The organism is Rhodovastum atsumiense (assembly GCF_937425535.1).
Classification (GTDB): domain Bacteria; phylum Pseudomonadota; class Alphaproteobacteria; order Acetobacterales; family Acetobacteraceae; genus Rhodovastum; species Rhodovastum atsumiense.
Genome location: NZ_OW485601.1, coordinates 2,651,277 through 2,677,886 on the forward strand (window position 1 = coordinate 2,651,277; position 26,610 = coordinate 2,677,886).

At 71.0% G+C, this 26,610-nt stretch carries 23 protein-coding genes; 6 read left to right on the plus strand and 17 right to left on the minus strand.

What is annotated here, in order from left to right; genetic code table 11:
* Nucleotides 1-41: 41 nt before the first annotated feature.
* Nucleotides 42-887 (minus strand): ABC transporter permease, encoded by an 846-nt coding sequence (locus NBY65_RS12105; protein ID WP_150041487.1) that lies wholly within the window; start codon nt 885-887, stop codon nt 42-44.
* Nucleotides 880-1,743, minus strand: a complete 864-nt coding sequence (locus NBY65_RS12110) for an ABC transporter ATP-binding protein (RefSeq protein ID WP_150041488.1) — start codon at nt 1,741-1,743, stop codon at nt 880-882. Before NBY65_RS12110 ends, NBY65_RS12105 begins: the two co-directional genes overlap by 8 nt.
* A gap of 244 nt (nt 1,744-1,987) precedes the next feature.
* On the opposite strand from NBY65_RS12110, the gene NBY65_RS12115 reads away from it, so the two are divergent.
* Nucleotides 1,988-3,025, plus strand: a complete 1,038-nt coding sequence (locus tag NBY65_RS12115; RefSeq protein ID WP_203330515.1) for an ABC transporter substrate-binding protein — start codon at nt 1,988-1,990, stop codon at nt 3,023-3,025.
* Between the two features lie 8 nt (nt 3,026-3,033).
* On the opposite strand, the gene NBY65_RS12120 is transcribed toward NBY65_RS12115, so the two are convergent.
* The 6 genes from NBY65_RS12120 to xseA all read right to left on the minus strand — a co-directional run bounded on the left by NBY65_RS12120 (nt 3,034) and on the right by xseA (nt 11,474).
* Nucleotides 3,034-4,152 (minus strand): carboxylate-amine ligase, encoded by a 1,119-nt coding sequence (locus NBY65_RS12120; protein WP_150041489.1) that lies wholly within the window; start codon nt 4,150-4,152, stop codon nt 3,034-3,036.
* A 462-nt stretch (nt 4,153-4,614) separates the two neighbouring features.
* Nucleotides 4,615-4,971, minus strand: a complete 357-nt coding sequence (locus NBY65_RS12125; RefSeq protein ID WP_150041490.1) for a hypothetical protein — start codon at nt 4,969-4,971, stop codon at nt 4,615-4,617.
* 221 nt (nt 4,972-5,192) lie between these two features.
* Nucleotides 5,193-6,068 carry a glycosyltransferase family 2 protein gene (locus tag NBY65_RS12130; RefSeq protein ID WP_203330516.1) on the minus strand — a complete coding sequence of 292 codons (876 nt, stop codon included), beginning with the start codon at nt 6,066-6,068 and terminating at the stop codon, nt 5,193-5,195.
* Between the two features lie 219 nt (nt 6,069-6,287).
* On the minus strand, nt 6,288-8,474 hold the full coding sequence (gene recD2, locus NBY65_RS12135) for an SF1B family DNA helicase RecD2 (protein ID WP_150041491.1): 2,187 nt from the start codon (nt 8,472-8,474) through the stop codon (nt 6,288-6,290).
* 111 nt (nt 8,475-8,585) lie between these two features.
* Nucleotides 8,586-9,821, minus strand: a complete 1,236-nt coding sequence (locus tag NBY65_RS12140) for a DUF4336 domain-containing protein (protein ID WP_203330517.1) — start codon at nt 9,819-9,821, stop codon at nt 8,586-8,588.
* 69 nt (nt 9,822-9,890) lie between these two features.
* The gene (gene xseA / locus NBY65_RS12145; RefSeq protein ID WP_250265666.1) at nt 9,891-11,474 is read right to left on the minus strand and encodes an exodeoxyribonuclease VII large subunit; all 1,584 of its coding nucleotides are present in this window, start codon (nt 11,472-11,474) and stop codon (nt 9,891-9,893) included.
* 47 nt (nt 11,475-11,521) lie between these two features.
* Between xseA and purD the strand changes: the two genes are divergently transcribed.
* Entirely contained in the window at nt 11,522-12,793 is a 1,272-nt protein-coding gene (gene purD, locus NBY65_RS12150; protein ID WP_150041493.1) for a phosphoribosylamine--glycine ligase, read from the plus strand.
* Between the two features lie 5 nt (nt 12,794-12,798).
* Here purD and pstS read toward each other — a convergent pair whose 3' ends face one another.
* Nucleotides 12,799-13,833: a phosphate ABC transporter substrate-binding protein PstS gene (gene pstS / locus NBY65_RS12155; RefSeq protein WP_150041494.1), complete on the minus strand. Its 1,035-nt coding sequence runs from the start codon at nt 13,831-13,833 to the stop codon at nt 12,799-12,801.
* A gap of 192 nt (nt 13,834-14,025) precedes the next feature.
* A complete protein-coding gene (locus NBY65_RS12160) occupies nt 14,026-14,487 on the minus strand; it encodes a nucleoside deaminase (RefSeq protein ID WP_239002826.1) in 462 nt (153 codons plus the stop codon).
* A 46-nt stretch (nt 14,488-14,533) separates the two neighbouring features.
* Here NBY65_RS12160 and NBY65_RS12165 point away from each other — a divergent pair, with 46 nt between their 5' ends.
* Genes NBY65_RS12165 through rsmD form a run of 3 tightly spaced genes read left to right on the plus strand, consistent with a single transcriptional unit; the run spans nt 14,534 to nt 16,550 of the window.
* Nucleotides 14,534-15,253: a gamma-glutamyl-gamma-aminobutyrate hydrolase family protein gene (locus NBY65_RS12165; RefSeq protein WP_150041495.1), complete on the plus strand. Its 720-nt coding sequence runs from the start codon at nt 14,534-14,536 to the stop codon at nt 15,251-15,253.
* Nucleotides 15,250-15,999: a pseudouridine synthase gene (locus tag NBY65_RS12170; RefSeq protein ID WP_150041496.1), complete on the plus strand. Its 750-nt coding sequence runs from the start codon at nt 15,250-15,252 to the stop codon at nt 15,997-15,999. The genes NBY65_RS12165 and NBY65_RS12170 overlap by 4 nt, the downstream gene beginning before the upstream one ends.
* The gene (gene rsmD, locus NBY65_RS12175; protein WP_150041497.1) at nt 15,996-16,550 is read left to right on the plus strand and encodes a 16S rRNA (guanine(966)-N(2))-methyltransferase RsmD; all 555 of its coding nucleotides are present in this window, start codon (nt 15,996-15,998) and stop codon (nt 16,548-16,550) included. The genes NBY65_RS12170 and rsmD overlap by 4 nt, the downstream gene beginning before the upstream one ends.
* A gap of 112 nt (nt 16,551-16,662) precedes the next feature.
* Here the strand turns inward: rsmD and NBY65_RS12180 are convergent, their stop codons facing one another.
* Genes NBY65_RS12180 through mutL form a run of 3 tightly spaced genes read right to left on the minus strand, consistent with a single transcriptional unit; the run spans nt 16,663 to nt 19,749 of the window.
* The gene (locus NBY65_RS12180) at nt 16,663-17,133 is read right to left on the minus strand and encodes a threonine/serine exporter family protein (RefSeq protein WP_150041498.1); all 471 of its coding nucleotides are present in this window, start codon (nt 17,131-17,133) and stop codon (nt 16,663-16,665) included.
* On the minus strand, nt 17,130-17,924 hold the full coding sequence (locus NBY65_RS12185) for a threonine/serine exporter family protein (RefSeq protein WP_150041499.1): 795 nt from the start codon (nt 17,922-17,924) through the stop codon (nt 17,130-17,132). Before NBY65_RS12185 ends, NBY65_RS12180 begins: the two co-directional genes overlap by 4 nt.
* A gap of 43 nt (nt 17,925-17,967) precedes the next feature.
* Nucleotides 17,968-19,749, minus strand: a complete 1,782-nt coding sequence (gene mutL, locus NBY65_RS12190) for a DNA mismatch repair endonuclease MutL (RefSeq protein ID WP_150041500.1) — start codon at nt 19,747-19,749, stop codon at nt 17,968-17,970.
* Between the two features lie 122 nt (nt 19,750-19,871).
* Between mutL and NBY65_RS12195 the strand changes: the two genes are divergently transcribed.
* Nucleotides 19,872-20,822 (plus strand): hypothetical protein, encoded by a 951-nt coding sequence (locus NBY65_RS12195; RefSeq protein WP_150041501.1) that lies wholly within the window; start codon nt 19,872-19,874, stop codon nt 20,820-20,822.
* A 9-nt stretch (nt 20,823-20,831) separates the two neighbouring features.
* Here NBY65_RS12195 and pgi read toward each other — a convergent pair whose 3' ends face one another.
* The 4 genes from pgi to ileS form a co-directional block, all read right to left on the minus strand.
* The gene (gene pgi, locus NBY65_RS12200; protein ID WP_150041502.1) at nt 20,832-22,493 is read right to left on the minus strand and encodes a glucose-6-phosphate isomerase; all 1,662 of its coding nucleotides are present in this window, start codon (nt 22,491-22,493) and stop codon (nt 20,832-20,834) included.
* A gap of 106 nt (nt 22,494-22,599) precedes the next feature.
* Complete coding sequence (locus tag NBY65_RS12205) at nt 22,600-23,157, minus strand: DUF3035 domain-containing protein (protein WP_150041503.1); 558 nt, start codon at nt 23,155-23,157, stop codon at nt 22,600-22,602.
* Between the two features lie 11 nt (nt 23,158-23,168).
* A complete protein-coding gene (gene lspA, locus NBY65_RS12210) occupies nt 23,169-23,690 on the minus strand; it encodes a signal peptidase II (protein ID WP_203330519.1) in 522 nt (173 codons plus the stop codon).
* Nucleotides 23,687-26,533 carry an isoleucine--tRNA ligase gene (gene ileS / locus NBY65_RS12215; RefSeq protein ID WP_239002827.1) on the minus strand — a complete coding sequence of 949 codons (2,847 nt, stop codon included), beginning with the start codon at nt 26,531-26,533 and terminating at the stop codon, nt 23,687-23,689. The genes lspA and ileS overlap by 4 nt, the downstream gene beginning before the upstream one ends.
* Nucleotides 26,534-26,610: the final 77 nt, after the last annotated feature.

Genomic DNA, 26,610 nt, shown 5'->3' on the forward strand with positions numbered 1-26,610 from the left:
CCCGGCGCGACCACCATAACAGGAAAACCCCGGGGGTACGCTCAGCGCTGCAATCCCCAGCGCCGCACGGTGCGCGATTCCAGCGCGTGGAACAGCAGGCCCTCGACCAGCAGGCCGATGGCGATCACGGTCAGCAGCCCGGCGAAGACCTCGGGGATCTCCAGGTTGTTGCGGTGCTCGAAGACGAACCAGCCGAGCCCGCCGGAACGGGAGGACGCGCCGAACACCAGTTCGGCGGCGATCAGGGTGCGCCAGGCGAAGGCCCAGCCGATCTTCAGCCCGGCCAGGATCGCCGGCAGCGCCGCCGGGGCCAGGATGAACACCGCCAGCCGGATACCGGACAGGCCGAGATTCTCGCCGACCCGCCGCAGCGTCGGCGAGATCGCCCGCACGCCGCTATGCGCGTTCAGCGCCGCCGCCCACAGCACGGAATGGCCGATGACGAACACCAGGCTGGGCGTGCCCAGGCCGAACCAGAGCAGCGCCAGCGGCAGCAGCGCGATCGCCGGCAGCGGGTTGAACATCGCCGTCAGCGTGGTCAGCAACTCGCTGCCGAAGTCGCTGGCGACGGCGAAGCCGACCAGCAGCGCGGCCACGGCGAGCCCTGCGCCATAGCCGAGCGCCAGCACGCCCAGCGAGGCGGCGGCCCGGTCGGGCAACTCGCCGGAGAGGATGCAGCGCCAGAGCGCCGCGAGCGTCTGGCCGAGGGTTGGGAACAGCAGTTCGTTGCCGACGAAGCGGCCATAGCCTTCCCAGAGTAGGGCGAGGAACAGCAGCACCAGCCCCCGGCGCAGCGCGGCGCGCAGGGCGGGGGAGGCCAGCAAGCCGGGCGAGGCGGCGAGCGGCGGGGGCGGGGCGGGCGGCAAGGCGGCGAAACCGTCAGGCATGGAGCAGCTTTTCCTCGGTCGCGTGCCCGACCCCGGGCAGCAGCAGCGTGCGCAGCCGCTCGTGCAGCAGGGCGTGGACGGTGGGATCGGCGTCCGGCGGCACGTCCACGGCCATGCGGACCCGTCCGGGATGGGCCGAGAGTACCAGGACGCGGGAGCCCACCAGCGTCGCTTCCTCGATCGAGTGGGTGACGAAGATCAGCGAGAACGGCTGCTCGCGCCACAGCAGCAGCAATTCCTCCTGCATGCGGCGGCGGGTGAGGGCATCGAGGGCGGCGAAGGGTTCGTCCATCAGCAGCACGCGCGGGGCGGCGGCGAGGGCGCGCGCGATTGCTGCCCGCATCTTCATCCCGCCCGAGAGCGTGTGCGGGTAGGCGTCGGCGAAGCCCGCGAGGCCCACCTTGGCCAGCAGCGCATCCGCCCGCGCCGTCGCCTGGTCACGGGCCACGCCTGCGAGCAGCAGCGGATAGGCGACATTGGCCCGCACGGTTTTCCACGGCAGCAACTGGTCGAATTCCTGGAACACCATCATCCGGTCGGGACCGGGACGGCGGACCGGTGCCCCGTCCACCAGGATGCGGCCGGCGGCCGGGCGCAGGAAGCCGGCCACGGCGGCAAGCAGGCTTGACTTGCCGCAGCCCGATGGGCCGAGCAGCACCAGTCTTTCATGCTGCCGCAGGGCGATATCGATATCCTCGCAGGCCGTCAGCAGGCCGCGTGAGGTGGGATAGCGCAGGGTGACGCCCTGTATCGCGATGACCGGGGCGCGGGGCTCGCCGGGCGCCGCTGTCCCCCAAGCGCCTGCAGCCGGCACGTGGGGTGCGGTGGAGGGGGCGGCCTCGACAGACGGTGCCATGGCTTTCTCCCGGCTGGAATTGACTGGAAGCCCTGCCGGAAACCGGCGGATGAGATGGTGCATTGACCATTTCACGAATATGGCGCGACGCGCAAGCGTTCAAGCACGGTTCCAAACGTTAAAAAATTCAACAATCGCGGGATTGACCACGATGTGTCAACGTAGTTATCAGCGATTTTACATCGAAACATGGCTGCCGGGTTGCGGGATCCCCGCCGGGCGGGCCAGAGCCCAGGAGAACGGAATGACGATGTCACCGACGGTCCCGGCCCGCTTGTCGCGCCGCGCCATGCTGGCCGGGGCCGTGCTGGCGCCTGCCGTCATCGGCCGGGCCCACGCTGAAACCGCTACTATCCGGATCGCCCAGCAATTCGGCATCGGCTACCTACCGCTGATCGTGGTGAAGGAGCGCAACCTGTTCGCGCCGGCGGCGCGGGCGCTCGACCTGCCGGAAGCGCGCATCGACTGGGTGCAGATCAGCGGCGCGGCCGGGATGAACGACGCGCTGTTCTCCGGCAATCTCGACATCGCCTCGGCCGGCTCGGGGCCGCTGATCACGGTCTGGGCCCGCACCCGCGCCAATCTGGGGGTGCGCGGCGTCGCCGCCCTTGGCTCTCTGCCGGTCTGGCTCACCACCTCCAATCCGGCGGTGCGGAGCGTGCGCGATTTCGGGCCGCAGGACCGCATCGCTTTGCCGGCGGTGCGCATCGGCTACCAGGCGGTGCTGCTGCAGATGGCGGCGGAGCAGGCCTTCGGGGCCGGTCAGTACGGGCGGCTGGATGCGCTGACCGTCAGCATGTCGCATCCCGACGCGACCATCGCGCTGTTGTCCGGACGGTCGGAGATCACCGCGAATTTCGGTGGTCCGCCCTTCCAGCAGCAGCAGGTCGAGCAGAGCAACGGGCGCATCCGCCGGGTGGTGAGCAGCTACGACCTGCTCGACGGGCCCTGCACCTTCAACGTGCTCTATGCCACCGACCGTTTTCGCAGCGCCAATCCGCGCACGCTGCAGGCGCTGATCGCGGCACTCGATACGGCGAACGCATGGATCGCCGCGCAGCCGCGCGAAGCGGCCGAGCTTTACGTCAAGGCCGAGAAATCCGCGCTGTCACCGGACTTCGTCGAGCGCCTGCTGCGCGCGCCGGAGAACCGTTTCACCACCACGCCGGAGAAGTTCCTGCGCTTCGCCGCGTTCCAGCATTACACCGGCCAGATCCGCGAGAAGCCAGCGGCATGGCAGGACCTGTTCTTCCCCGAGATCCACGCCCGCGCGGGCAGTTGAACGCGGCTTCAGCGACTGGTGGCGGCCAGCGCATCGACGACGTCGCGCAGCGCGGCCTCATTGTCGAGGCCGTGCCGGCGCCCGTGCTCGTAGGTGGCGATCTGCTGGTCGGCGCCGGTGCCGGTGGTGACGATGCGGTCCAGTCCCGCGACTTCCCGTTCGCAGCCGAGCGCCGCCGCGTCTTCCGCCACCAGCCCGGCCAGGTCCTGCAGCCGTTGCACCAGCGTCACGCGCGTGCAGGCTTCCGCGTCGATCAGCGAGGCATGGATGCCCTCGCGCTGCACCAGCCAGAAATTCTCGTTCGCGATCGCCCGCGACACCCCGGTCAGCCGGGCATGGATGTCCGGCCGGCGGTCGAGCAGGCGCAGCAGGCAGCGATACAGCGCCGCGATCGTCAGGCTGTCCTCGACCCGCATGCAGGAATCGCAGACCCGCAGTTCCAGCGTGGGGAAACGCATCGACGGGCGCAGCGTCCACCACAGATAGCTGGCATCGGGGATCGCCCCCGAGCCGATCATCGCCCGCAGGAAGTGATCATAATCCTCCTGGTTCTCCAGCAGGTCCGGCAGGCCGGAGCGCGGCCATTCCCGATAGGCCGCCATCCGGTAGGCGGCGAGCCCGGTCCGCTGCCCCTGCCAGAACGGCGAGGACGCCGAGAGGGCCAGGAAGATCGGCATATAGGGCAGCATGCGCCGCATCAGGTCGACACGCCGGCCCGGGTCCGGAACTTCCACGTGGACGTGCAGCGCACAGACCAGGTTGCGGGCGGCCAGGATGCCGTACTCGGCCAGCATGCGGGCATAGCGTTCGCCTTCGCTGATCGTCTGGTCGGACCATCGGGCGAGCGGATGCGTGCCGGCGGCGAAGACCAGCAGGCCCATCTCCCGCCCGATCGCGGCCAGGCCGGCGCGCAGGGCCAGCAGTTGCTCACGCGCCGTGGCGAAATCGGTGCCGGGCGGCGTCGATACTTCCACCTGGCTCTGCAGCACTTCGTGGCTGGCGCCGAAATGGGTCCGGGCGATGGCATGGAAGCGCCGGGCGACCAGCGATGACGGGGTGCTGCGGCTGCTGGCGTCCGCCAGGAAGTACTCTTCCTCGATACCGAAACGATATTTGTTGTCCACCATGGCCTCCCTGCCTGCGGCAGTGATGACGGCCATGGTTGCGAATGGTTCGCCCCCGGGCTCGCGTTGTCACGCCCCACGGCCGGTGGGGGCGGCCGTGGTTCGGGGCGAAGGGATGGGCTGGCGCCTGCGGCAGCGCCTGCAAGCTTCAGTGGGTCGAGGACGGCAGGGCGGGGTAGGAAACAGGATGCGATCGGGGCCGGCTTGTCAGCAGGGCCGCTGCCCAGATCAGGCCGACCATCCCGCACCACGGAAAGAGGCCGGCCATCATCAGCAAGTCATCACGCCTCATGGCTTACTCGCTATGGTTTTGGTTGTTCAACTGCACTACAAATCAACCATAGCATGAATATGGATCGGACTTGCCGTGAAGTTGGGGCGGTTCCTTCAAACGCAGCGATGGTGTGGCGCGATTACAATGATGTGGCCGTTTTTCATCGGCGGCAGGGATACCGGGAACGATGGTCAGTCCAGGTATTTGACCACGTAATAGGTCGCATCCGCCTGCAGCGCAGCCACCCGTACCGGGGTGGAATTCTGGTCATCCTTGTACGACATGACCCGGATGGCGGCGTTACCCCCGGCCTCCCGGACCTTGTCGGCCAGCGTCTCCTCGGGGGAAGCGCGGCCCGCAAGCTGAATCGTGCCGATCACCTGGTAGCGCCGCGGCGGGTCTCCGCTGGTCCAGAGATCGATCCCCTTCACCGTCTCGTGGGTACCGCCCTGGCCGATCACCGCGCTGGGGCGAATGTCATACGGGCGGAAGGTCGCTTCCGCGCCGTGGCAGGCCCCGAGGCCCAGGGCAAGAACGATAGGGGCCATTCGTGCCGCCGACATCGACAGCATCTCTCATCTCCACTCCATGCCGAGGGATATCAATCCAGTTCCAGGATAAAATGAGATCGGTCTGGCACGGAATCAATGCCGCGACAGCATGGCTTCGATCGACGTCCGGTTCTGGTCCGGTATGACATGGCCTGAATAAATAACGGTCTCGTTACATTTCGACGCTGCAGGGGAGGGCAGGCATCCTGCCGCCGTGGCTAAAGATCGAGGATCCGGCCCGGGAACATGCGATTGGTCAACAGGTCCTGAAAGGCAAGCAGGTTGCCACGCAGGCGGCCACGGCGGTCGATATGCGGCTCGGGCCAGGTCGCGCGGAGGATATTCATGGTCAGGTTGCGCGCGATATGTGCCACGGCCCGCCGGAACGGGTAACCTTCACGCTTGCGGGACAGGTAGAGCGGATTGGCCACCTGGGAATAGCCAAGCCGCACCCCGCGCACGCGGCCGGAGGTGACGCCGCGATGCACGCCGGTGGCAGCGGCGATCTTCACGATCTCGCCCAGCGGCGCCAGGCGGCGCGACATGTCCACGTCTTCCTGCCACGCATAAAGCGGCAAGCGTTCGTCGAAGCGGAGATTCGCTTCCTCGATCGGGCGCAGCCGCACCGCCATGTTGCATCCGTAGGCAGAGAAGACGGGGCTGGCCTCGTCGTCGGCCGGCGGATCCGCGGCGAGGATCCTCCCGGCCTCGGCGGCGGAAAGCCCCGCACTGCCGATGCCGTCGGCAACGACCCGGCCGGTTGCCAGGACGATGCGCGGGTTGCGCAGCATGTGCCGCTCGATTGCCGCCAGGTAGCCTGGATGGGGGATGAAATCGTCGTCGAAGAAGACGACGACATCCGTGCCCTTCGCGGCGGACAGGATCGCGTTGCGCTGGCAGGGCAGGCCGGGGGTGGAAAAGAGGATGCGCGTGCCGGGCAGAACGGCTTCGCATCCCGCAACGTCGGCGGGTTTGGTGCCGCAGATCACCACCTCGTCCGGGCGCCGGGTCTGCCCGCCGATCTGCTGGAGGGTTTCACGAAGAATGGAAGCCCGGCCGATGCTGGGAATGCCGACCGTGATCTTCAGATGCATAGCTTTCTCCAGGCAAGCCTTCAGTGTCGGTCACGCGCCTTCCGGGGGCACGGTCCGTGACATGGCCATGGCGGTACAGGCAGGGCTACTATTTCGCTTGCGCCACAGAAATACACATCTTGCTGCAATTGCGTTTCGACTGCGCCGGTTAGTTTGTAACGAGAATTCTTTATCTCAAATCCAGGTGAGCTCTTGTCGGCTCCGACGCGCCGGCACGGATCACGGAGGGGCGGCAAGCCATTCCCGCAGCTTCGACCAGCGTCGTCCCGCGCCCTGGTTGCGCACCGCGATCGCCAGGGCCTTGCGCTGGCCGATCAGCACGACCAGGCGCTTGCCGCGGGTGACCCCGGTGTAAAGCAGGTTGCGCGCCAGCATGGTGAAATGCTGGGTGGAAAGCGGGATCACCACGGCCGGATATTCCGAGCCCTGGCTCTTGTGAATCGTGGTGGCATAGGCGAGCACCAGCTCGTCCAGTTCACCGAAGCCATAGCCGACCTCGCGGCCCTCGAAGTCGACGAACAGCTCGCCCTCGTCGGGGTCGATGCGCCGCACGATGCCGAGATCGCCGTTGTAGACCTCGCGGTCGTAGTCGTTCTCGACCTGCATGACCTTGTCGCCGGGGCAGAAGGTCCAGCCGAAGCGTTCCACCCGCGTCTCCCCCGGCGGGTTCAGCGCCTTCTGCAATTCGATGTTCAGCGCCCGCGCGCCGAGCCCGCCACGGTTCATCGGGCAGAGCACCTGCACGTCGCGGACCGGATCGAGCCCGAAGGCGCGCGGGATGCGCTCGCGCACCACCGTCACCAGCCTGTCCACCGCCTCTTCGGGCGTCGTGGCGTCGATGAAGTAGAAATCCGAAGGGGCCTCGCCGCGGGCGAGATCGGGCATCTGGCCGCGATTGATCCGGTGGGCGTTGGTGATCACCCGGCTGCCGGCGGCCTGTCGGAACACCTCGGTCAGCCGCACCACCGCGACCGCGCCGGAGCCGATGACGTCGGCCAGCACCTGGCCGGGCCCGACCGAGGGCAACTGGTCGACATCGCCCACCACCAGCAGCGCGGCCCGGTCCGGCATGGCCCGCAGCAGCGAGCGCATCAACGGCACGTCGACCATGCTGGTCTCGTCGACGACGAGCAGGTCGCAATCGAGCCGGTTGTCCTCGCCGCGGCGGAATTCCCCGGTACTGGGATCGGTTTCCAGCAGCCGGTGGATGGTCTTCGCCTCCAGCCCGGTGCTCTCCGACAGCCGCTTGGCGGCGCGCCCGGTCGGCGCGCACAGCGCCACCCGGATCTGCTTGGCGATCAGGATGCGCAGGATCGAGTTGACCAAAGTGGTCTTGCCGACGCCGGGGCCGCCGGTGATCACCAGCACCTTGCTGGCCAGCGCCAGCCGCACCGCCTCGCGCTGGCTGTCGGCCAGGGTCAGCCCGGTGCGCGATTCCACCCAGGGGATGGCGCGGGTGGCGTCGATCTCCGGCCAGGGCAGGTCGCCAGCGGCCAGGGCGCGCAGGCGTTCGGCGATGATCTGCTCGGCCCGGTACAACCCGGCGAGGAAGACGCAGGGGCGCTGCTCCACCGTGTCGGCCACCACCACCCCGGCTTCGAGTTCCTGCGCCAGCGCCGTGCCGATCAGCTCCGCCTCCACCTCGAGCAGCTTGGCGGCAAGCTCCATGAGTTCCTCGGCCGGCAGGCCGCAATGGCCCTCGTCCATGGCCTCGGCGAGGGCGTAGCTGACCCCGGCGCGCAGCCGGATCGACGCGGTTTTTTCGATGCCGAGCTTCGCCGCGATCTGGTCGGCGGTGCGGAAGCCGATGCCGCGGATGTCGCGCGCCAGCCGGTACGGGTTCTCGCTCATCACCTGCACGGCGTCGGCGCCATAGGTCTTGTAGATGCGCACCGCCCGCGCGGTGCCGACGCCATGGGCGTGCAGGAACAGCATGATTTCCCGCACCACCTTCTGCTCCGCCCAGCCGGCGACGATACGCTCGGCGCGGCGCGGGCCGATGCCCGCCACTTCATGCAGCCGGGCGGGCTGCTGCTCGATGATGTCGAACACCTCCTCGCCGAAGCCGCGCACCAGCCGTTTGGCGTAGACCGGGCCGATGCCGCGGATCATGCCGGAAGCCAGATAGCGTTCGATGCCTTCCAGCGTGGTCGGGGGGCTGGCCTTGAGGAAGCCGGCGCGGAACTGCAGCCCGTGGGTGCGGTCGTTCACCCAACTGCCGCTGGCCTGGATGAACTCGCCGGCATTGATCAGGGCGGCGTGGCCGATCACGGTGACCAGGTCGCGTTGCCCGCGCACCTTCACCCGCAGGACACAGAACCCGTTTTCCGGATTGTGGAAGGTGACCCGTTCCACCAGCCCGGCCAGGGCCTCGTTCGCCGCCGTGTCCACCGTGTTCGCGCGCATGCGCTTCCCTATCCCAGCTCAGGGCCAGGGAAAACGGAAGCCACACGGGACGGCCCTGACCAGGGCCATCCGGCAGAAGGATGTGAAGCGAACGCGCGATACCGCGTGCGGTCAGCCGGAGGGGGGCAAGGCGGTTCCGGGCAGCACGCCCTCGCGCTTCGGTTCCTGCCAGAGGGAGTCCCGCGACACACGAGCCGGACCGGCCTGGTCTCCCGGCGGGGGCACCAGCCAGCGCAGCGCGTGCGCGAGGGCGGCGGTGCCGTCCTGCGCGAACCAGTGCCCGTGCGCGAAGATGACGCGGTCCGGCCGCAGCTCCAGCAGGCGTGCCGCGGCCTTTGCCGCCGCCCGGCGCCGCAGCCTGACCACGGCGCGCAGATAGGGCGGTGGCATGGCGTCGGGCGCCACCATCCCGGCCCAGCGCAGCAGCGGCCGCAGCAGCGCCGGCAGTTTCGCCGCCTCCAGGCTCAGCACCAGATCCGTGAGCACCAGCGTGCGCGAAGGGCGGTGGAACAGCGCGACTTCGTGGAAGCCCAGCCCGCCCGGCACTGTCAGGGTCTCAATGGTGTCGCCCCAGGCCGGCGGCGCCGTCGCGCCGATGTCGTGATCGAGCCGTACGCCACTGCGGCGCACCTGGGCGCGGTCGCGCAGCCGCGGTGCGGCCCAGGTGGTCGCGTCCGGGCAGGCGCGCTGCCAGTCCCGCAGGAAGGTCCAGTGCCCGCTATTGGGCGCGACGAGGTGACGGATGCGGCCCAGCCGCTCCAGCCGTTCCCGCAGCCGGTCGCTGAACCGCGTTGGCGCATGCAGCAGCAGGTCGCCGTTATCCAGCCGGATGACGGTCATGCGGACCGGCAGCACCCGGCCCATGGCCCCGGGCAGCAGGCTGTCGACGATGAAGACCTCGCCACTGACCTGCTTGGGCAGGTCGAGCGGCGGGTAGCCCACCTTGCCGGGGGACACCGCGTCGGCCCCCAGCAGCCGCGCCAGCCACCCGGATTTCGACCCCGGACCGCTGACCGGGGTGGTGTCGCTGAACGCGACCACCGCCAGTTCCGCCAGCCCGGCGCCGATCAGCAGGGCGCGCTCGCGGGGGGGCTGGCCTCGCAGCAGCAGGCCGGCGCCGCACAACGCCCCCGCGCCGAGCGCGTCGAGCGCGAGATGCCGGCGCATGCTCAGGCCGGGCCGGAGGCCGGCCTCGTAGTCGGTCACGAGGGCGTAGCTCGCATGGTAGGTGCCCGCCGCCCCTAGCACCGTCCGCACCGGTGGGCTCAAGGCGCGCCATGCGGACAGCCCGCCGAACAGCGCGGCCACGGAATAGTCGATCACGCCATGCAGCCGGGTCGGGATCATCGTCTGCTGCCTCGGTTCCGGGACTGCCGAGGCAACGGCGCAGCGGCGGGAGGGATCCAGGGAGGCGCGTCACAAAGGCAGGCTGCCCTGCCGCGTCTTGCGCCCGCCTTCCGCCGTCACCTTCGCATCACCGTCGGCGAAGTGCAGCCGCAGCTCCGTCCCCGGCTTCACCGTAACGGCCGAGGTCACCGGCGTTCCCTTGCGGTCGAACACCAGCGCGTAGCCGCGTGCCAGCACCGCCTCGGGCGAGACCGCTTCCAGCCGCCCCGCCACCCCGTCCAGCCGTGAGCGCATCTCGCGCAGGCTGGCACGGATCGACGCCACGCTCAGCCGGGGCATCACCCGTGCCCCTGCCTGCTGGCGCTGCGCGGTGCTGTGCTGCAGCCCCGCCCGCAGCCGCTGCCCGAGCAGCGCCACCGCGCCCTGCCGCGCCTCGGTGATCTGTTTCGGCGGCGGCAAGTGCCGTTCCACATCGACCAGCGCCGCGCGCCGCCCCGCCACCAGTGCCGGCAGCGCCACCAGCAACCGCCGGCCGCGTTCCTCCAGCGCGGCGCGCCGTTCCCGCAGCATCGCCGCCAGATCGGGCAGCCGCGCGGCGCTGCGGTCCAGCCCCGCGCGCCGCGCCGCCAGGAAGTTCGGCAGCGCCAGTCCCAGCCGCACCGCGCGGTCGTCCAGCCGTTGCCGCGCCACCCCCACCAGCGAGGGCAGGTCCGGCAGGCCGCGCTCGGCCCGCTGCAGCCGCAGCCGGCGCTCCTGCGCCAGCCGGTTCAGCGCCCCGGTCAGCCGCGCCGCCTTCTGCGCCAGATCGGCCGCCAGTTCGGTGCGCGAGGGCACCGCCAGCTCGGCCGCCGCGGTCGGGGTGGGGGCGCGCCGGTCGGAGGCGAAGTCGATCAGCGTGGTGTCGGTCTCGTGTCCCACCGCCGAGATCAGCGGGATGCGGCATTCCGCCGCGGCACGCACCACCACTTCCTCGTTGAAGGCCATCAGGTCTTCCAGGCTGCCACCGCCGCGCGCCACGATCAGCACGTCCGGCCGCGGCACCGTGCCGCCCTCGGGCAGCGCGTCGAAGCCGCGGATGGCGGCGGCGATCTGCGCCGCCGCGCCCTCGCCCTGCACCGGCACCGGCCAGAGCAGGATCGGGCGCGGGAAGCGGCGCAGGATGGTGGTGCGGATGTCCTGGATCACAGCGCCGCGCTCGCTGGTCACCACCCCCACCACGCGGGGCAGCAGCGGGATCGGCTGCTTGCGCTCCGGCGCGAACAGCCCTTCCTCGGCCAGCCGCTGCCGCAGCATCTCGATGCGGGCGAGCAGCGCGCCGGCGCCGGCGTATTCCATCCGCTCAATGATGAGCTGGTAGGTGGACCGTTCCCCATAGGCGGTGATGCGGCCCTGCGCGATCACCTCCACCCCGTTCTCGGGGTCCAGCCCGAGCCGCGGCACCGAGGATTTCCAGACCACGGCGGCGATCTTGCCGCCCTCGTCCTTCAGGGAGAGATAGATGTGCCCCGAGGGATAGCGCTTCAGCTCGGTGATCTCGCCGCGCACCCGCACGCGGCCGAACGCCCCTTCCAGGGTGCGCTTCACCGCCCCGGAGATCTCCGAGACGCTGTATTCCGGGATGTTGCCGGCCGGCAGGAGTCGCGTTTCGCCCATCGGGGCACCCTATGCTAGACGCCCGCCCAACTGAAGGAGGCTGCGGGATGCGCGTGCTGGTGGTTGGATCGGGCGGGCGGGAACATGCGCTCTGCTGGGCGCTGGCCGGCAGTCCGCTGCTGACGAAGCTGTGGTGCGCGCCCGGCAATGCCGGCACCGCCGAGTTCGCCGAGAACGTCCCGATCGGCGTGCTCGACATCGCCGCCCTGGTGCGATTCGCCAAAGAGCAGCAGGTCGATCTCGTGGTGCCTGGCCCGGAAGCGCCGCTGGTGGCCGGGCTTGCCGACGCGCTCGGCCTGGAAGGCATCGCCTGCTGTGGCCCCTCGGCCGCCGCCGCCCGCATCGAGGGCAGCAAGAGCTTCACCAAGGAGCTCTGCGACGCCGCCGCCATCCCGACGGCGCTGTGGGAGCGCTTCGACGACGCCGAGGCCGCCCGCGCCTTCGTGCGGCTGCGCGGCGCGCCGATCGTGGTGAAGGCCGACGGGCTCGCCGCCGGCAAGGGCGTGGTGGTGGCGGCAAGCGTGGCCGAGGCCGAAGCCGCCATCGCCGCCTTCATGGAGGAAGGCTCGCTGGGCGAGGCCGGCCGCTCGGTGGTGATCGAGGAATGCCTGGTCGGCGAGGAGGTCAGCCTGTTCGCCCTGTGCGACGGTACCCACGCGATTCCGCTCGGCGCGGCGCAGGACCACAAGCGGGTGGGGGATGGCGATACCGGCCCCAATACCGGCGGCATGGGCGCCTATTCACCGCCGCCCGCGCTGCCGCCGGCGCTGGAAGCGGCGGCGATGGAACGCATCATCCGCCCCGCGCTGGCCGAACTCGCCGCCCAGGGCACGCCGTTCCGTGGCATCCTGTTCGCCGGGCTGATGCTCACCGCCGACGGGCCCAAGCTGATCGAGTTCAACGCCCGCTTCGGCGATCCGGAATGCCAGACCCTGCTGCTGCGGCTGAAATCGGACCTGCTGGCGGCGCTGCAGGCCGCCTGTGACGGGGAACTCGCCGATTTCGACCTGCGCTGGCACGACCAGGCCGCGATCGCAGTGGTGATGGCCGCGCGCGGCTATCCCGGCGAGCCGGTGAAGGGCACCGAGATCCGGGGCATCGAGCGCGCCGCCGCGGTGCCGGGGGTGCGGGTGTTCCACGCCGGTACGCAGCGCCTGGACGGCAAGCTGGTCGCCAGCGGCGGGCGGGTGCTGACGATCTGCGCCACCGGGGCGGATCTGCGGGCGGCGCGCGATGCGGCGTACGAAGCGGTGGCGGCGCTCGACTGGCCGGAAGGGTTCTGCCGGCGCGACATCGGCTGGCGCGCGCTGCCGGCCTGATTGACCTATTGGTACAGCGGTGTGCCGTCTTCGGCGCGCAGCTCGGCGCGCCAGGCGGTGCGCACCGCGTCCTGCACCGCCGCGGGCAGGGCGATGTAGTCCAGGTCGCGTGCCGACTCGCCGCCGCTGCGCCAGGCGAAGTCGAAGAATTTCAGCACCTCCGCAACGCGGGTGGGGTTGCGCGGGGATTTCGGCACCAGCACGAAGGTGGGGGACACGATCGGCCAGGACGCCGCGCCGGCGGTGTCGATCAGGTTCACCGCGAGCCCCGGGGCATGCGCCCAGTCGGCGGCGTCGGCGGCCGCGGTGAAGCTCCGGGGGGTGGGCGCGACGAAAGCCCCGGCCTTGTTGCGCAGTTGCGTGGTCGTCAGTTGGCCGCGGGCCGCGTAGGCGTGCTCCACGTAGCCGATGCTGCCCCGCACCAGCTTGACGGTGGCGGCCGCCCCGTCATTGCCGCGCGCGCCGTGGCCGGCCACCCAGCGCACACTGGTGCTGGCCCCCACCCGGGTCTTCCAGTCCGGCGAAACCGCCGACAGGTAGGAGGTGAACACGAAGGTCGTGCCCGAGCCGTCGGCGCGGTACACCGGCGCGATCGCAAGGTTGGGCAACGTCAGATCCGGATTGAGCCGGGCGAGTTGCGGATCGTTCCACTTGGTGACCTTGCCGAGATAGATCGCCGCCAGCAACTCGCCGGTCAGCTTCACCTGGTTCGCCGCGATGCCGGGCAGGTTGATCACCGGCACCACCGCCCCGATCACGGTCGGGAACTGCAGCAGGTTGTTGGTCGCGAGCGCCTCCGGGTCCATCGGCGCGTCGGAGGCGCCGAAATCGACCGTGCCGTTGAGCGTCTGGTTCTGCCCGCCGCCCGAGCCGATCGCCTGGTAGTTGAGCTCGATGCCGGTGGCCGCCCTGGCGGCCTCGCCCCACTTGGCATAAATCGGGGCCGGGAAGGTGCCGCCCGCTCCGGTGATGGGCTGGGCCTGGGCAACAGGCACCAGACCGGCCATGACCATGGCCAGCACCGCGACGACACGCTTCATAATCCCTCCATCCGCGACGGCGACCCCGACGAGCAGCGGTTCCCGTTCTGGAGAGACTGCGACCGACAGGCTGTCTTGAAGCCGTAACTTAGGAGCGCCCGGCCCTGGCGCCAAGACGACCGGCCTGCACGGATCGGAGAGTCCGCGGGCACCCCAGCGCCGCGATTTCGGCATACATGTGTAACTGAGAACTCACCCGGTCCGTAGGCCCTGGAAGAAATCCCGTAGCAGCGCGGCCGCCTCGCGCTCCCGCACCCCCCCGATCACGTCGGGTCGGTGCAGGCATCCCGGAGCGGCGAAGATCCTTGGGCCATGCTCCACCCCGCCGCCCTTGGGGTCGTAGGCGCCGAACACCACCCGCCGCACCCGGAACATCGCCGCCGCGGCGGCGCAGAGCGGGCAGGGCTCCAGCGTCACCACCAGGTCGCAATCCGGCAGCCGGGGTTCCCCCCGCGCCGCCGCCGCCGCCCGCAGCGCCAGCAACTCCGCATGCGCGGTCGGGTCGGCCAGTTCCTCGGTGCGGTTGCCCGCCCGCGCCAGCACCGCCCCGTCCGGGCCGATCACCACCGCCCCCACCGGCACCTCGGCGCGCGCGGCGGCGGCGCGGGCTTCCCGCAAGGCCAGCTCCATCGGACTCGCTTCGGTCGGATGCATGCGCGGTTCTTGCCCGCAATCACCGCCGAAGGCTAGCAAGGGCGTCATGACCACGCACCGCAGGCCCCGGGTGGGCGTCACGCTGGATTCCGAGCAGCCAGGCAGCTACTCGAAATATCCCTGGTACGCGCTTCGTACGAACTACACCGACGTGATCGCCGGCGCGGGCGGCCTGCCGCTGGCCTTGCCGCATCTCCCCGCGCTCGCGGGCGACCTGCTCGATACGATCGACGCCCTGGTGGTCACCGGCGGCGCCTTCGACGTCGACCCCGCCCTGTACGGGGAAGCCGACCGGCACGCCACCGTCATCCTCAAGGAAGGCCGCACCGCCACGGAACTGGCGCTGGTGCGCGGCGCGCTCGATCGCGGCATGCCGGTGCTGGGCATCTGCGGCGGCCAGCAATTGCTGGCGGTGGCGCTCGGCGGCACGCTGATCCAGCACATCCCCGACGCGGTGCCCGGCGCCCTGGCGCACGAGCAGCCCAATCCCCGCCATGAACCCGGCCACGAGGTCGCCATCCTGCCGGGCACGTTGCTGCATCGCATCGTCGGCGCCGCCAGCATGCAGGTGAATTCGTCCCACCACCAGGCCGTACGCAGCCCGGGGCCGCACGCCGTGATCGATGCCACCGCCCCCGACGGCATCATCGAAGGCATCGAGGATCCGCGTTTCCGCTTCTGCCTCGGCGTGCAGTGGCACCCGGAATACCTGATCGATCCCGGCGACCGCCGTATCTTCGACGCCCTGCTCGGCGCCGCCGCATGACCGAAACTTCCGAAACCCGCCCCGACGGCGAGCGCATCGCCAAATGGCTCGCCCGCGCCGGGGTTGCCAGCCGGCGCGACGCCGAGCGACTGCTTGCCGAAGGCCGCGTGCGGGTGAACAACGTGGTGATCACCCATCCCGCCACCTTCATCGTCCCGGGCGACCTGGTGGTGGTCAACGGCGCGCTGGTCGAGCCGCCGGAGCGCACCCGGCTCTGGCGCTACCACAAGCCCGCCGGGCTGATGACCACGCATCGCGACCCCGAGGGCCGTCCCACCATCTTCCAGAAGCTGCCGCCGCATCTGCCGCGGGTGATCAGCGTCGGCCGGCTCGACCTCAACAGCGAGGGGCTGCTGCTGCTGACCAATGACGGCGCCCTGGCCCGCCGGCTGGAACTGCCGGCCACCGGCTGGATCCGCCGCTACCGCGTGCGCGTCTTCGGCGTGGTGGACGAGCGCGCCCTCGCCGGGCTCGCCCGCGGCGTCACCGTCGATGGCGTGCGCTACGGTCCGATCGAGGCCGGGCTGGACAGCCGCAAGGGCGACAACGCCTGGCTCACGATCGGGCTGCGCGAAGGGCGCAACCGCGAGGTCCGCAAGGTGATGGCACATCTCGGACTGCAGGTCTCGCGCCTGCTGCGGGTCAGCTACGGCCCGTTCCAGCTCGGCCTGCTGGAGCGCGGCGCCGTCGAGGAAGTGCCCGCCAAGGTGCTGCGCGAGCAGATCCCGGCCGACCGCACCCCATGAGGATCATCTCCGGCGCCTTCCGCGGACGCGGCCTCGTCGCCCCGCAGGGCGCCGTGACCCGTCCCACTGCCGACCGTGTCCGCCAGGCCCTGTTCGACATGCTGATGCATGCGCCCTGGGCCGGGCGTGACGCCCTGGTCGGCCGGCCTGTTCTGGATGCCTTCGCCGGCTCCGGCGCACTCGGCCTGGAGGCGCTGTCGCGCGGCGCCAGCCATGCCACCTTCCTCGACCGCGACCGGGCCGCCATCGCCGCGCTGCGCGCCAATGTTGCCGGCTTCCACGCCGAGGATCGCGCCACGATCCTGCTCGCAGACGCGACCCGCCCGCCGCCCGGCACGCCCTGCGCCCTGGTCTTCCTGGATCCGCCCTATCACCAGTCTTTGGTGCCGCAGGCCGTCGCGGCCCTGCGCCGCGCCGGCTGGATCGCCGGCGACACGCTGCTGGTGGCGGAAACCGGCCGCGACGAGGACCTGCCGCTGAGCGGGGAGCCCCTGGCTGAGCGTATCCACGGGGCGGCCCGCCTCAGCATCTGGCGCGCCGCCGGGGAATGAGATGTGGGGCGGACGCAGTCCGCCAACGCAAGGCGATCACCTCGCGGATGGGTGCGATGGCGGATTGCGCTTCGCTTATCCGCCCTACGGTTTTCTGCCACGCAGCGCCCGGTCAGAACTCGCGGCGGCGGAGGATGTGCAGGGGGATGGCGATCCCGGCGCCGATCCCGGCCAGGGTGAACACCACGCGCAGCATGGACGCCAGGGTCGCGACGACGGTCGGTCCTTCCGGGGCGCCCTGCGGCGCGGTCAGCGCGAACAACCCGAGCAGGGCCTGGGCGAAGAACGCGCCCGGCACCATGGGAATGCAGCCGGCCACCGCCACCGCGCTCGCGCTGGGGCCGCGGTCCTGGCGCAGCAGCGCCACGGCGGCAACCGTCACCGTGCTGGCCGCGGTGAAGGAAGCGGCTTCCAGGCTCCAGCCCACCTGCAGCCCGAGCGTGCGCACCGCCAGCGCGGCAGCGCCGCTCGCCGCGCACCAGGCCAGCGAGACCGGCCGGAAATTGAACAGCACCCCGAAACCCGCCGCGGCAATCGCGCCGAAGGCGGCCTGATGCAGCACGTAAACCAGGGTCGCGGTCATGCCGCGACCCCCAGCAGGATGCGGGCGAACCAGATGCCGGTGGCCACGAAAGCCATCACCATCAGCACCGAGACCGCGCGGGCGCTGCCGAGCGTCGGATAGCCGTCCATGACGTCGGCCTGGGCGTTGGTCGCCGCGACCCCGGGCACCAGCAGCAGGGTAGAGGCGAACATCGCCAGGTCGACGGTGGCGCTGCCCGCCAGCTTCGCGCCCAACCCGCCCAGGCAGGCGGTCAGCAGCGAGATGGCCGTCGCCACCACGAACATGTTGGTGCCGGCGCCGAGCAGCAGGTGCCGCACGTACTGGCCGATGCCGCCGGCCAGCAGCACCGGCAGGAAGCTGTGCGCGTCCGCCCCCAGCAGCCGGCTGAAGCCGGCGCAGGCCAGGCCCACCGCCACCGCCACCATCCAGGCGGGGTAATGCGGCGTGTGCCGCAGCAGCGCGTCGAGCCTTGCCTCGATCTCGGGCACCGTCTGGCCGCGGCGCAGCGCGTCGGTCACCAGGTGGCGCACGCCGTCGTTCAGCCGCTGGTTCACGCCGTGGCGGTCCACCGTGATCATGCGGGTGATGGTGTTGCCGCCGCTGCCGAGGGTGATGCTGATCGAGGCATAGCCGACCCGCAGCCCCAGCAGCTTCACCCCGAGCCCGTCCGCCAGCATCGCCCCCCATTCATGCACCACCGCCGCGCGGCTGCCGGATTGCATCAGCACCTTGGCGCAGCGCAGCCAGAGCAGCGCGATCTGCTCGAGGTCGCGATGTCGCAAGGGATCGTAACGGGGCGTGTCGGGCATCTGGTCCTGTGGGGCAGGGAGGAGAGGGGGGAGGGGCGGCCGGTCAGCGCCGGCCGAACAGCCGTTCGATCTCGGCGCGGCTGAGCTTGAGGTAGGTCGGCCGGCCATGGCTGCAGGTGGCGGCCCGCGGCGTCGCCTCCATCTGGCGCAGCAGCGCGTCCATCTCCGGCAGGGTCAGCCGGCGCCCGGCGCGGATGCTGCCATGGCAGGCCAGCCGGGCCACCACCGCGTCCAGCTTCGCCTCCAGCGCCGTGGTCTCGTCCATCTCGGCCAGCTCGTCGGCGAGGTCGCGCAGCAAGGGCGCCGGATCCGGCGCCCCGAGCGCCGCCGGCAAGGCGCGCACCAGCACCGCGCCGGGGCCGAACGCCTCCAGCTCCAGTCCCAGCCGCGCCAGCTCCTCGGCCCGCGCCAGCAGTCGTGCCGCATCGGCCGGGGCAAGGTCGACCACGGCGGGCAGCAGCAGCGGCTGCGTGCGCACCCCGCCCTGCAGCAATTGTCCCCGCAACGTCTCGTGGGTCAGGCGCTCATGCGCGGCATGCTGGTCCACCACTACCAGCGCGCCGTCGGCGGCGACTGCCAGCACATAGGTGTCGAGCACCTGTGCCACCGGCGCGCCCAGCGGAAACTGTTCGGCGGGGCGCTCCGGGGCGGGGTCGGGCACGCGTGCGGCCGGAGCCGCGCCGAGCGGCAGGCCGACCTCGGCGAGCCCGGCGACCGCCGGTGCGGCGCGCGGCGCTCCGCCCGGCGTCAGGTTCAGCCACGGGCGGCCGGAATGCGGCAGGATCGGCGGCGGCGGTGCCGGCCGCGGCTCCAGCGGCGTCATGGCGAAGCCGGCGCCGCCGGCAAGGGCGCGCGACAGCGCCGAGATCACCAGCCCGCGCACCGACTCGGCCTCGCGGAAGCGGACCTCGGCCTTGGCCGGGTGCACGTTCACGTCGAGATCCTCGGGCGGGACCTCCAGGAACAGCGCCACCACCGCATGTCGCCCGTAGGCGATGACGTCGCGATAGGCCACGCGCACGGCGGTGCGCAGCACCGGGTCGGCGACCGGCCGGCCGTTCACCACCAGCGCCTGCGTCGCGGCGGTGGCACGCGTCACCGTGGGGGCGGCGGCGAAGCCCGAGAGCCGCAGCGACCCGCGTGCCAGCTCCACCGGCAGCAGCGCCGCCGCCGCGTCCGGGCCGAGCAGCGCGGCGACGCGGGCGGCGCGGTCCTGCACCGGCAGGTCGAAGGCGACGCGGCCATCGCTTTCGAAGCGCATCGCCACCTGGGGCGCTGCGAGCGCGAGCCGACGCACCGCCGCCTCGGCGGCATCGGCCTCGGTGCGGGCGGATTTGAGGAATTTGCGGCGGGCGGGGGTGGCGTAGAACAGGTCGCGCACCACCACCCTGGTGCCGGGGGCCCCGGAGGTCGGCCGTACCTCGCCCACCTGCCCGCCCTCGACCTGGATCGTCGCAGCCTCCGCGCCGCGCGGGCGGGAGGTGATGGCCAGTCGCGCCGCCGCCCCGATCGAGGGCAGCGCCTCGCCGCGGAAGCCCAGCGTGGCGATATGGGTCAGGTCGTCGTCCGGCAGCTTGGAGGTGGCATGGCGCAGCACCGCCAGCGCCAGTTCCTCCGGTCCCATGCCGATGCCGTCATCGGCGACCTCGATGCGGTCGATGCCGCCGCCGTCGATGGCGACGCTGATGCGGGTGGCGCCGGCATCCAGCGCGTTTTCCACCAGCTCGCGCACCGCCGCCGCCGGACGTTCGATCACCTCGCCGGCGGCGATGCGGTTGACGGTGGTTTCGGGCAGGAGGCGGATGCGGCCGGCGATGGAATCCATGCCCTCAGATATGCCGCTGAGGTACTGCGATTCCCATACCGTCCTGTCCCGGACCGTTGCGGAGCGGGCCGGTCGGACGGGGGCACGGTAAAACCCGGTGCTTTCCCTCCCGGAGCGGCCTGATGCCGGAGACAGCCCGAATCGCGACCACGGACGTGGCACATGCGCTCGCCTCGTTCCAGGCGGCGCTGCGGCACTGGGGGCGGACGCTCACCGTCACCACCACGGCCGGCAATACCAGCCTGTCCGATACCCGGCTCGCCGGTGTCAGGCAGTTCGTGGCGGGCGGGATGATCGTGCCGGTCCTGCACATGACCCGCACGATCATCGGGCGGGACAGCACGATCGAGACCTTCGACGGCATTCCCGTGGCCATCCGCAATGCTGGCGGGATCGTCCGCGCCGCCGGCTGGAACATCAACCTGGGCACCTTCGCCGCCACCGCCGATGCGGCGTCCGTGGACGGTCAGAGCCATCCCACGATGCAGGTGCAGATCGTGGACGGAACCCGGCCGGATGGCGGCGGCCCGGTCGCGGGCGTGTTCGTCAATGCCGGCACCTTGCGCACGAGCGCCGCCGGCCGGCTCTGGATCGACGCGCAGTCCGCCGACGCGCGGCTGGTCAATCTCGGCCGGATCGACGCGGGTGGCAGCACGGTGCTGAACACCGAGGTGATCGGCATCGGCGAGATCCGCCTGGAAGCGCCGGGCTTCCTCAACGGCCTGCCCGAAGGCGCCAGCGTCACCGCCAACCGGGCGGTCGGCCCGGGACAGGTGGTCACCTTCAACGGCGGCGGCGATCTGCGCATCGCCGACCTGCCGGCATTCCGCGCCCTGATCCGGGGCTTCGGCACCGCCCCGGGCGCGGCTCACGTCGAACAGGAGCGAATCGACCTGATCGGGCTGGATGTCACCGCCATCAGCTATCGCGGCGACAGGCGGGCGGGCGTGCTCAGGCTGGAACACGACGGCACCCGCCTGGGCGAACTGCGCTTCGCCGGCCCTTACACGGCCGCGTCCTTCGCCCTCAGCCGCGGCGAGGCCGGGACCACGATCCTGGCCAGGCCCGGCTGACCGGCCGGTTCAGCTCTCCTGGCGCAATTCCCTGAACCGGGTCAGCAACGCCGTGGTGGAGCCGTCATGCGTGCCGGGCTGCCCGCCGGGCTTCAGCTCGGGCAGGATGCCGCTGGCCAGCAGCTTGCCCAGCTCCACGCCCCACTGGTCGAAGCTGTTGATGCCCCACAGCGCGCCCTGCACCGCCACCTTGTGCTCGTACAGCGCGATCAGCCGTCCCAGGGTGAAGCCGTCGAGGCGGCGGAACAGGATGGTCGTGCTCGGCCGGTCGCCGCTGAACACGCGGTGCGGTGCCACCCGGGCGATCTCCGCCTCGGGCACGCCCTTGGCGCGCATCTCCGCCTCGACCTCGTCGCGGGTCTTGCCGCGCAGCAGTGCCTCGGCCTGGGCGAAGGCATTGGCGGCCAGGATCAGGTGCGCGTCCGGCCGGTCGTGGTCGGGCCGGGCGGCGAGCAGGAAATCCACCGGGATCGCCTGGGTACCCTGGTGCACCAACTGCATGAAGCTGTGCTGCGCGTCGGTACCCGGCTCGCCGAACAGCACCGGGCAGGTCGGGCCTGCGACCGGGGTGCCGTCCAGCCGCACCGACTTGCCGTTGCTCTCCATCTCCAACTGCTGGAGATAGGCGGGGAAGCGCCGCAGCCGCTCGTCATAGGCGAGCACGCAATGGGTGCGCAGCCCCAGCGCGTTGACGTGCCAGATCCCCACCAGGGCCAGCAACACCGGCAGGTTGACGGCGAAATCAGCGCTGCGGAAATGCTCGTCCATGGCGTGGCCGCCGTCCAGCATCGCCTGGAACACGTCCCAGCCGGCCGCGAGCGCGATCGACAGCCCGACCGGCGACCACAGCGAATAGCGCCCGCCCACCCAGTCGCGGAAGCCGAACACCCGCTCCGGCGCGATGCCGAAGGCGCCGACCGCCTTCAGGTTGGTCGACAGCGCGGCGAAATGCGACCCCACCGCCGCCTCGCCGAGCGCGCCGGCGATCCAGGCCCGCGCCGCCTGGGCGTTGGTCGCGGTTTCCTGCGTGGTGAAGGTCTTGGAAGCGACGAGTACCAGCGTGCGCGCCGGATCCAGCTCCCGTGCCAGGGCGGCGAAGCCGTGCCCGTCGACATTGGAGAGGAAGCGCGCCCGCAGCTTCGGGCCATGCGCCAGGGTCAGCGCCTCGCTGGCCATGCGCGGGCCGAGGTCGGAGCCGCCGATGCCGATGTTGAGCACGGTGTCGAAAGGCTGGCCGGTGGCGCCGCGCAGCTCGCCGTCATGCACCTGGGCGACGAAGGCCTGCATGCGCTTCCGCTCGGCCAAAGCGAGCGCGCTGGCGTCGTCCACCCCGCCCGGCAGCGTCGCCTTCAGGGTGGTGCCGGCGGGCGCGCGCAGGGCCATGTGCATGGCGGCGCGACCTTCGGTCATGTTGACCGGCTCGCCGGCAAACAGCCGCGCGCGGAACCCCTCCACCCCGCCGGCCCGGGCGAGGTCGAGCAGGGCGACCAGCGCTTCGGTGTCGATGGAGGTCTTGGAGAAATCCACCGTCAGGTCGTCCAGCGCCACGGTGAAGCGCCGCGCGCGCTCCGGGTCGGCGGCGAAGAGCGGGCGGATGCGCTGCGCATCCGGGCGGGCGGCCAGCGTCGCGAGGCGGCGCCAGGCGTCCTGCAGGATGGGATCGGTGCTCATGCGCATACTCTAGAGCATTTTCCGGCCGCTCTCGCGCACGGAAAATGCCCTGGCGCCGGCTTGTGACGAGGCGGCCGCCCCGGCGCGGGGCCGGGGCAAGGGGCGTTCAGAAAATCGCGTCCCAGAGCGTGTCGTTCTTGCGCTGGATGATCGGCGTGTCGCCCGAGGTCGCGTCGTGGCCGAGGGCGGCGTTCTCGCGCAGGCGCTGCGCTTCCTTCTGCGGATCGACCACCACCGCCTTGTCGCGCGGGCTGCGCCAGAACATCAGCTTGTCGGCGAAGCCACGGTCGGTCTGCTCGCGGGCTGCGTCGGCGTCGAGCTTGCGGCGGATATCGGCGGGGGCAGCGGGACCGGCCGCGGCCACGAAGGCCTGCTGGCCTGCGCTCATGCCGCCGGCGGGCTGGTTATCCTGCAGCACGGCCTGCGGTGCCAGCGCCGCCTCGGCCGCCTGGCGCGAGGTCATTTCCTGCGGCCGCGCCGCCCCTGGCCGCGGCGGGCGCAGGGAGAAATCGGGTGGCATGGACAACGGCGCCCGCGTCGTTACCTGGAACTCGTCCGGGGCGTCGCGGGTGAGGCCGAAGCTGCGCGAGATGTCGTCACCTCCGCAACCCGCCAGCGCGAGCGGCAGCAGGGCGGCGGCGAACAGAATACGGAGCAGGGACATGGAACGGGTTTTTAACGCCCGTCCCGAACTCGGGCAAGGCGCTCGCCGGAGGAAGGGTGGTGACGGGTGAACAGGCTCTCCAGCACCAGCGCGGAGACGCCACAGACGATCGCAGCATCGGCCACGTTGAAGACGTACCAGGACCAGCCCCAGGCATGGGCGTGGATGAAATCCACCACCGCGCCGAATCGGAGGCGGTCGATGACGTTGCCGACCGCCCCGCCGGCGACCGCGCCCAGCGCCACCGCCACCAGCGGCCGCTCGGCGCGCCACAGCCAGACGCCGAGCGCCACCACCACGGCCAGCGCCACCCCGGTCAGCAGCACCGGGCCGGCACTGCCGAAGCCGTTGAGCAGGCCGAAGGTGACGCCGCGGTTCCAGACCATGGTCAGGTTCAGCACCGGCAGCACCTCGAGGCTGCCCAGCTCTGGCAGGCGCAGGCCGTACAGGATCCACGCCTTGCTCGCCTGGTCGGCGAGCAGGATCACCAGGGCGGCGGCCATGCCCAGCCAGCGGAGGGCGGCCGGACTCACTCCGCGGCCGCCCGGCACACCAGCCCCGACTCCACCGCGTCGGCGCAGCGCCGGCACAGCGCCGGATGCTTCGGCTGCTGCCCGACTTCCGGCAGCACCCGCCAGCAGCGGGCGCATTTCTCGCCCTCGGCTGGGGCGAAGGCCACCGCCACGTCGGGAAGCTCGGGCAGGCGGAAGGCGCTCTCCGGGGCCGGGGCGGTGGTGAGCGTCAGGTCGGACACGATCGCCAGTTCCGCCCATTCCGCCGCCGTCAGCAGCGCCGCCTGCTCCGCGTTCAGGTGCAGCGCCGGTGCCGCCTGCAGCGAGGCCCCGATGGTGCCCTCGGCGCGGGCGCGTTCCAGCGCGCCGGTGACGACGCGGCGGATGTCGCGGATCCCGGCCCAGCGGGCGGCCAGCGCCTCGTCGCGCCAGCGGGCCGGGACCTCGAAGAAGTCCTGCAGGTGGACGCTGGTGTCCTCGCCGAAGCGGGCCACCCAGGCTTCCTCGGCGGTGAAGGCCAGCACCGGGGCGAGCCAGGTGGACAGGCAGCGGTGCAGGTGGTCGAGCACCGTCCGGGCGGCGCGCCGGCGGACCGTGTCCGGCCGGTCGCAGTACAGCGCGTCCTTGCGGATGTCGAAATAGAAGGCCGAGAGGTCGGTGGCGCAGAAGCTGTGGATCGCCGGGTAGACCCCGGTCCAGTCATGCGTGCGCACCGCTTCCCGCAGCCGCGCGTCAAGTTCGGTCAGCCGGTGCAGCACCCAGCGCTCCAGCTCCGGCATCTCGGCTTCCGGCAGGTGCTCGGCGGGGGTGAACCCGTCCAGGCTGCCCAGGATCCAGCGCAGCGTGTTGCGCAGGCGGCGGTACAGCTCGGCCTGCTGCTTCAGGATCTCCGGCCCGATGCGCAGATCCTCGGCGGTGTCGGACATCATCACCCACAGCCGCAGGATGTCGCTGCCGTACTTGTCCCAGACCTGTTGCGGCGCCACGACGTTGCCGAGCGACTTCGACATCTTGCGGCCCTGCTCGTCGAGCACGAAGCCATGCGTCAGCACCGCCTTGAACGGCGCCCGCCCGCGCGTGCCAACCGATTCCAGCAGCGAGGAATGGAACCAGCCGCGATGCTGGTCGGAGCCTTCCAGATAGAGGTCGGCCGGCCAGGGCAGCTTGCGCGCCTCCAGGGTGAAGGCATGGGTCGAGCCGGATTCGAACCACACGTCGACGATGTCGCGCACCTGTTCGTACTCGGCAGGGTCGCGGCCGGGGCCGAGGAAGCGTTCCGGTGGCGAGGCGTACCAGCTATCCGCCCCTTCCTCGCGGAAGGCGGCGACGATGCGGTCCACCACCGCCTGGTCGCGCAGCACCTGCCCGGTCTTCTTCTCGACGAAGACGGCGATCGGCACGCCCCAGGCACGCTGGCGGCTGATGCACCAGTCGGGGCGCGCGGCGACCATGGACGACAGGCGGGTACGGCCCTTTTCCGGCACGAAATGGGTCCCGGCGATCGCCGCCAGCGCCTTGGTGCGGATCTCGCCCGCGCCGTCCATGCGGATGAACCATTGCGGGGTGGCGCGGAAGATCAGCGGCTTCTTGGAACGCCAGGAATGCGGGTAGGGGTGGACGATGCTGCCGCGCGCGAGCAGCCCGCCGGCCTCGGTCATGGCGGCGCAGACCGGATCGGCGGCCTTGTAGACGTGCAGCCCGGCGAACAGCGGCACCCAGGCATTGAAGGTGCCGTCGTCGCCCACCGTTTCCGGCACCTCGATGCCATGGGTGCGGCCGAGCTCGAAATCCTCCTCGCCATGGCCCGGGGCGATGTGGACGAAGCCGGTGCCGGCGTCGGTAGTCACGAAATCGGCCGGGAAGACCGTTACGTCATGGTCGTAGCCGCGCCCGCGCAGCGGGTGGGCGCAGACCGTGCCGGCGATCGCCGCGCCTTTCAGCACGTGCAGCACGGTATGCGCCGTGATCCCGGTCGCCTCGCAGGTCTGTTCCACCAGCGGCTGTGCCAGCACCAGCACCTCGCCCGGGCGGGCGAGCGAGCCCTCCTTGACGCCATCGACGCGCAGCACCGCGTAGTCGAAGTCGGGGCCACAGGCGATGGCGCGGTTGCCCGGCATGGTCCAGGGGGTGGTGGTCCAGATCACCACCGCCGCCCCCGCCAGCTCCGGCACGGTCGGCGTCACCACCGGGAAGCGGACCCAGATGGTCGTGCTGGTATGGTCGTGGTACTCGATCTCGGCCTCGGCCAGCGCGGTCTTTTCCACCGGCGACCACATCACCGGCCGCAGGCCGCGGAACAGCTCCCCGTTCATCAGGAAGCGGCCGATCTCGGCGGCGATCGCGGCCTCGGAGGGGAAGTCCATGGTGGCGTAGCGGTGCGCCCAGTCGCCGAGCACGCCCAGGCGGCGGAATTCCTGCTCCTGCACCCCCATCCAGTGGGCGGCATAGGCGCGGCATTCGGCGCGCAGCTGCAGGATCGGCACCGCGTCCTTGTCCTGGCCCTTGGCGCGGTAGTTTTCCTCGATCTTCCACTCGATCGGCAGGCCGTGGCAGTCCCAGCCGGGGATGTACTCGGCATCGGCCCCGCCCATCTGGGCGGCGCGGTTGACCACGTCCTTGAGGATCTTGTTCAGCGCGGTGCCGATATGGATGTTGCCGTTGGCGTAGGGCGGCCCGTCATGCAGGATGAATTTCCTGCGCTCGCGGCTGGCCGCGCGCAGCCGCTCCCACAATCCCATCCGCTCCCAGCGCGCGAGCATCGCCGGTTCCTTCTTGGGCAGGTCGCCGCGCATCGGGAACGAGGTCGCGGGAAGGAAGACGGTGTCGCGGTAGTCCTGTTTTTCGGTCATGCCAGTCTTGGTCATGGGGATCTCGGGGGGATCTCGGGCGGCGAGGTCGCCGCATCGGACAGAGGAAGGGCGCGTCAGAACTATCCCGGACC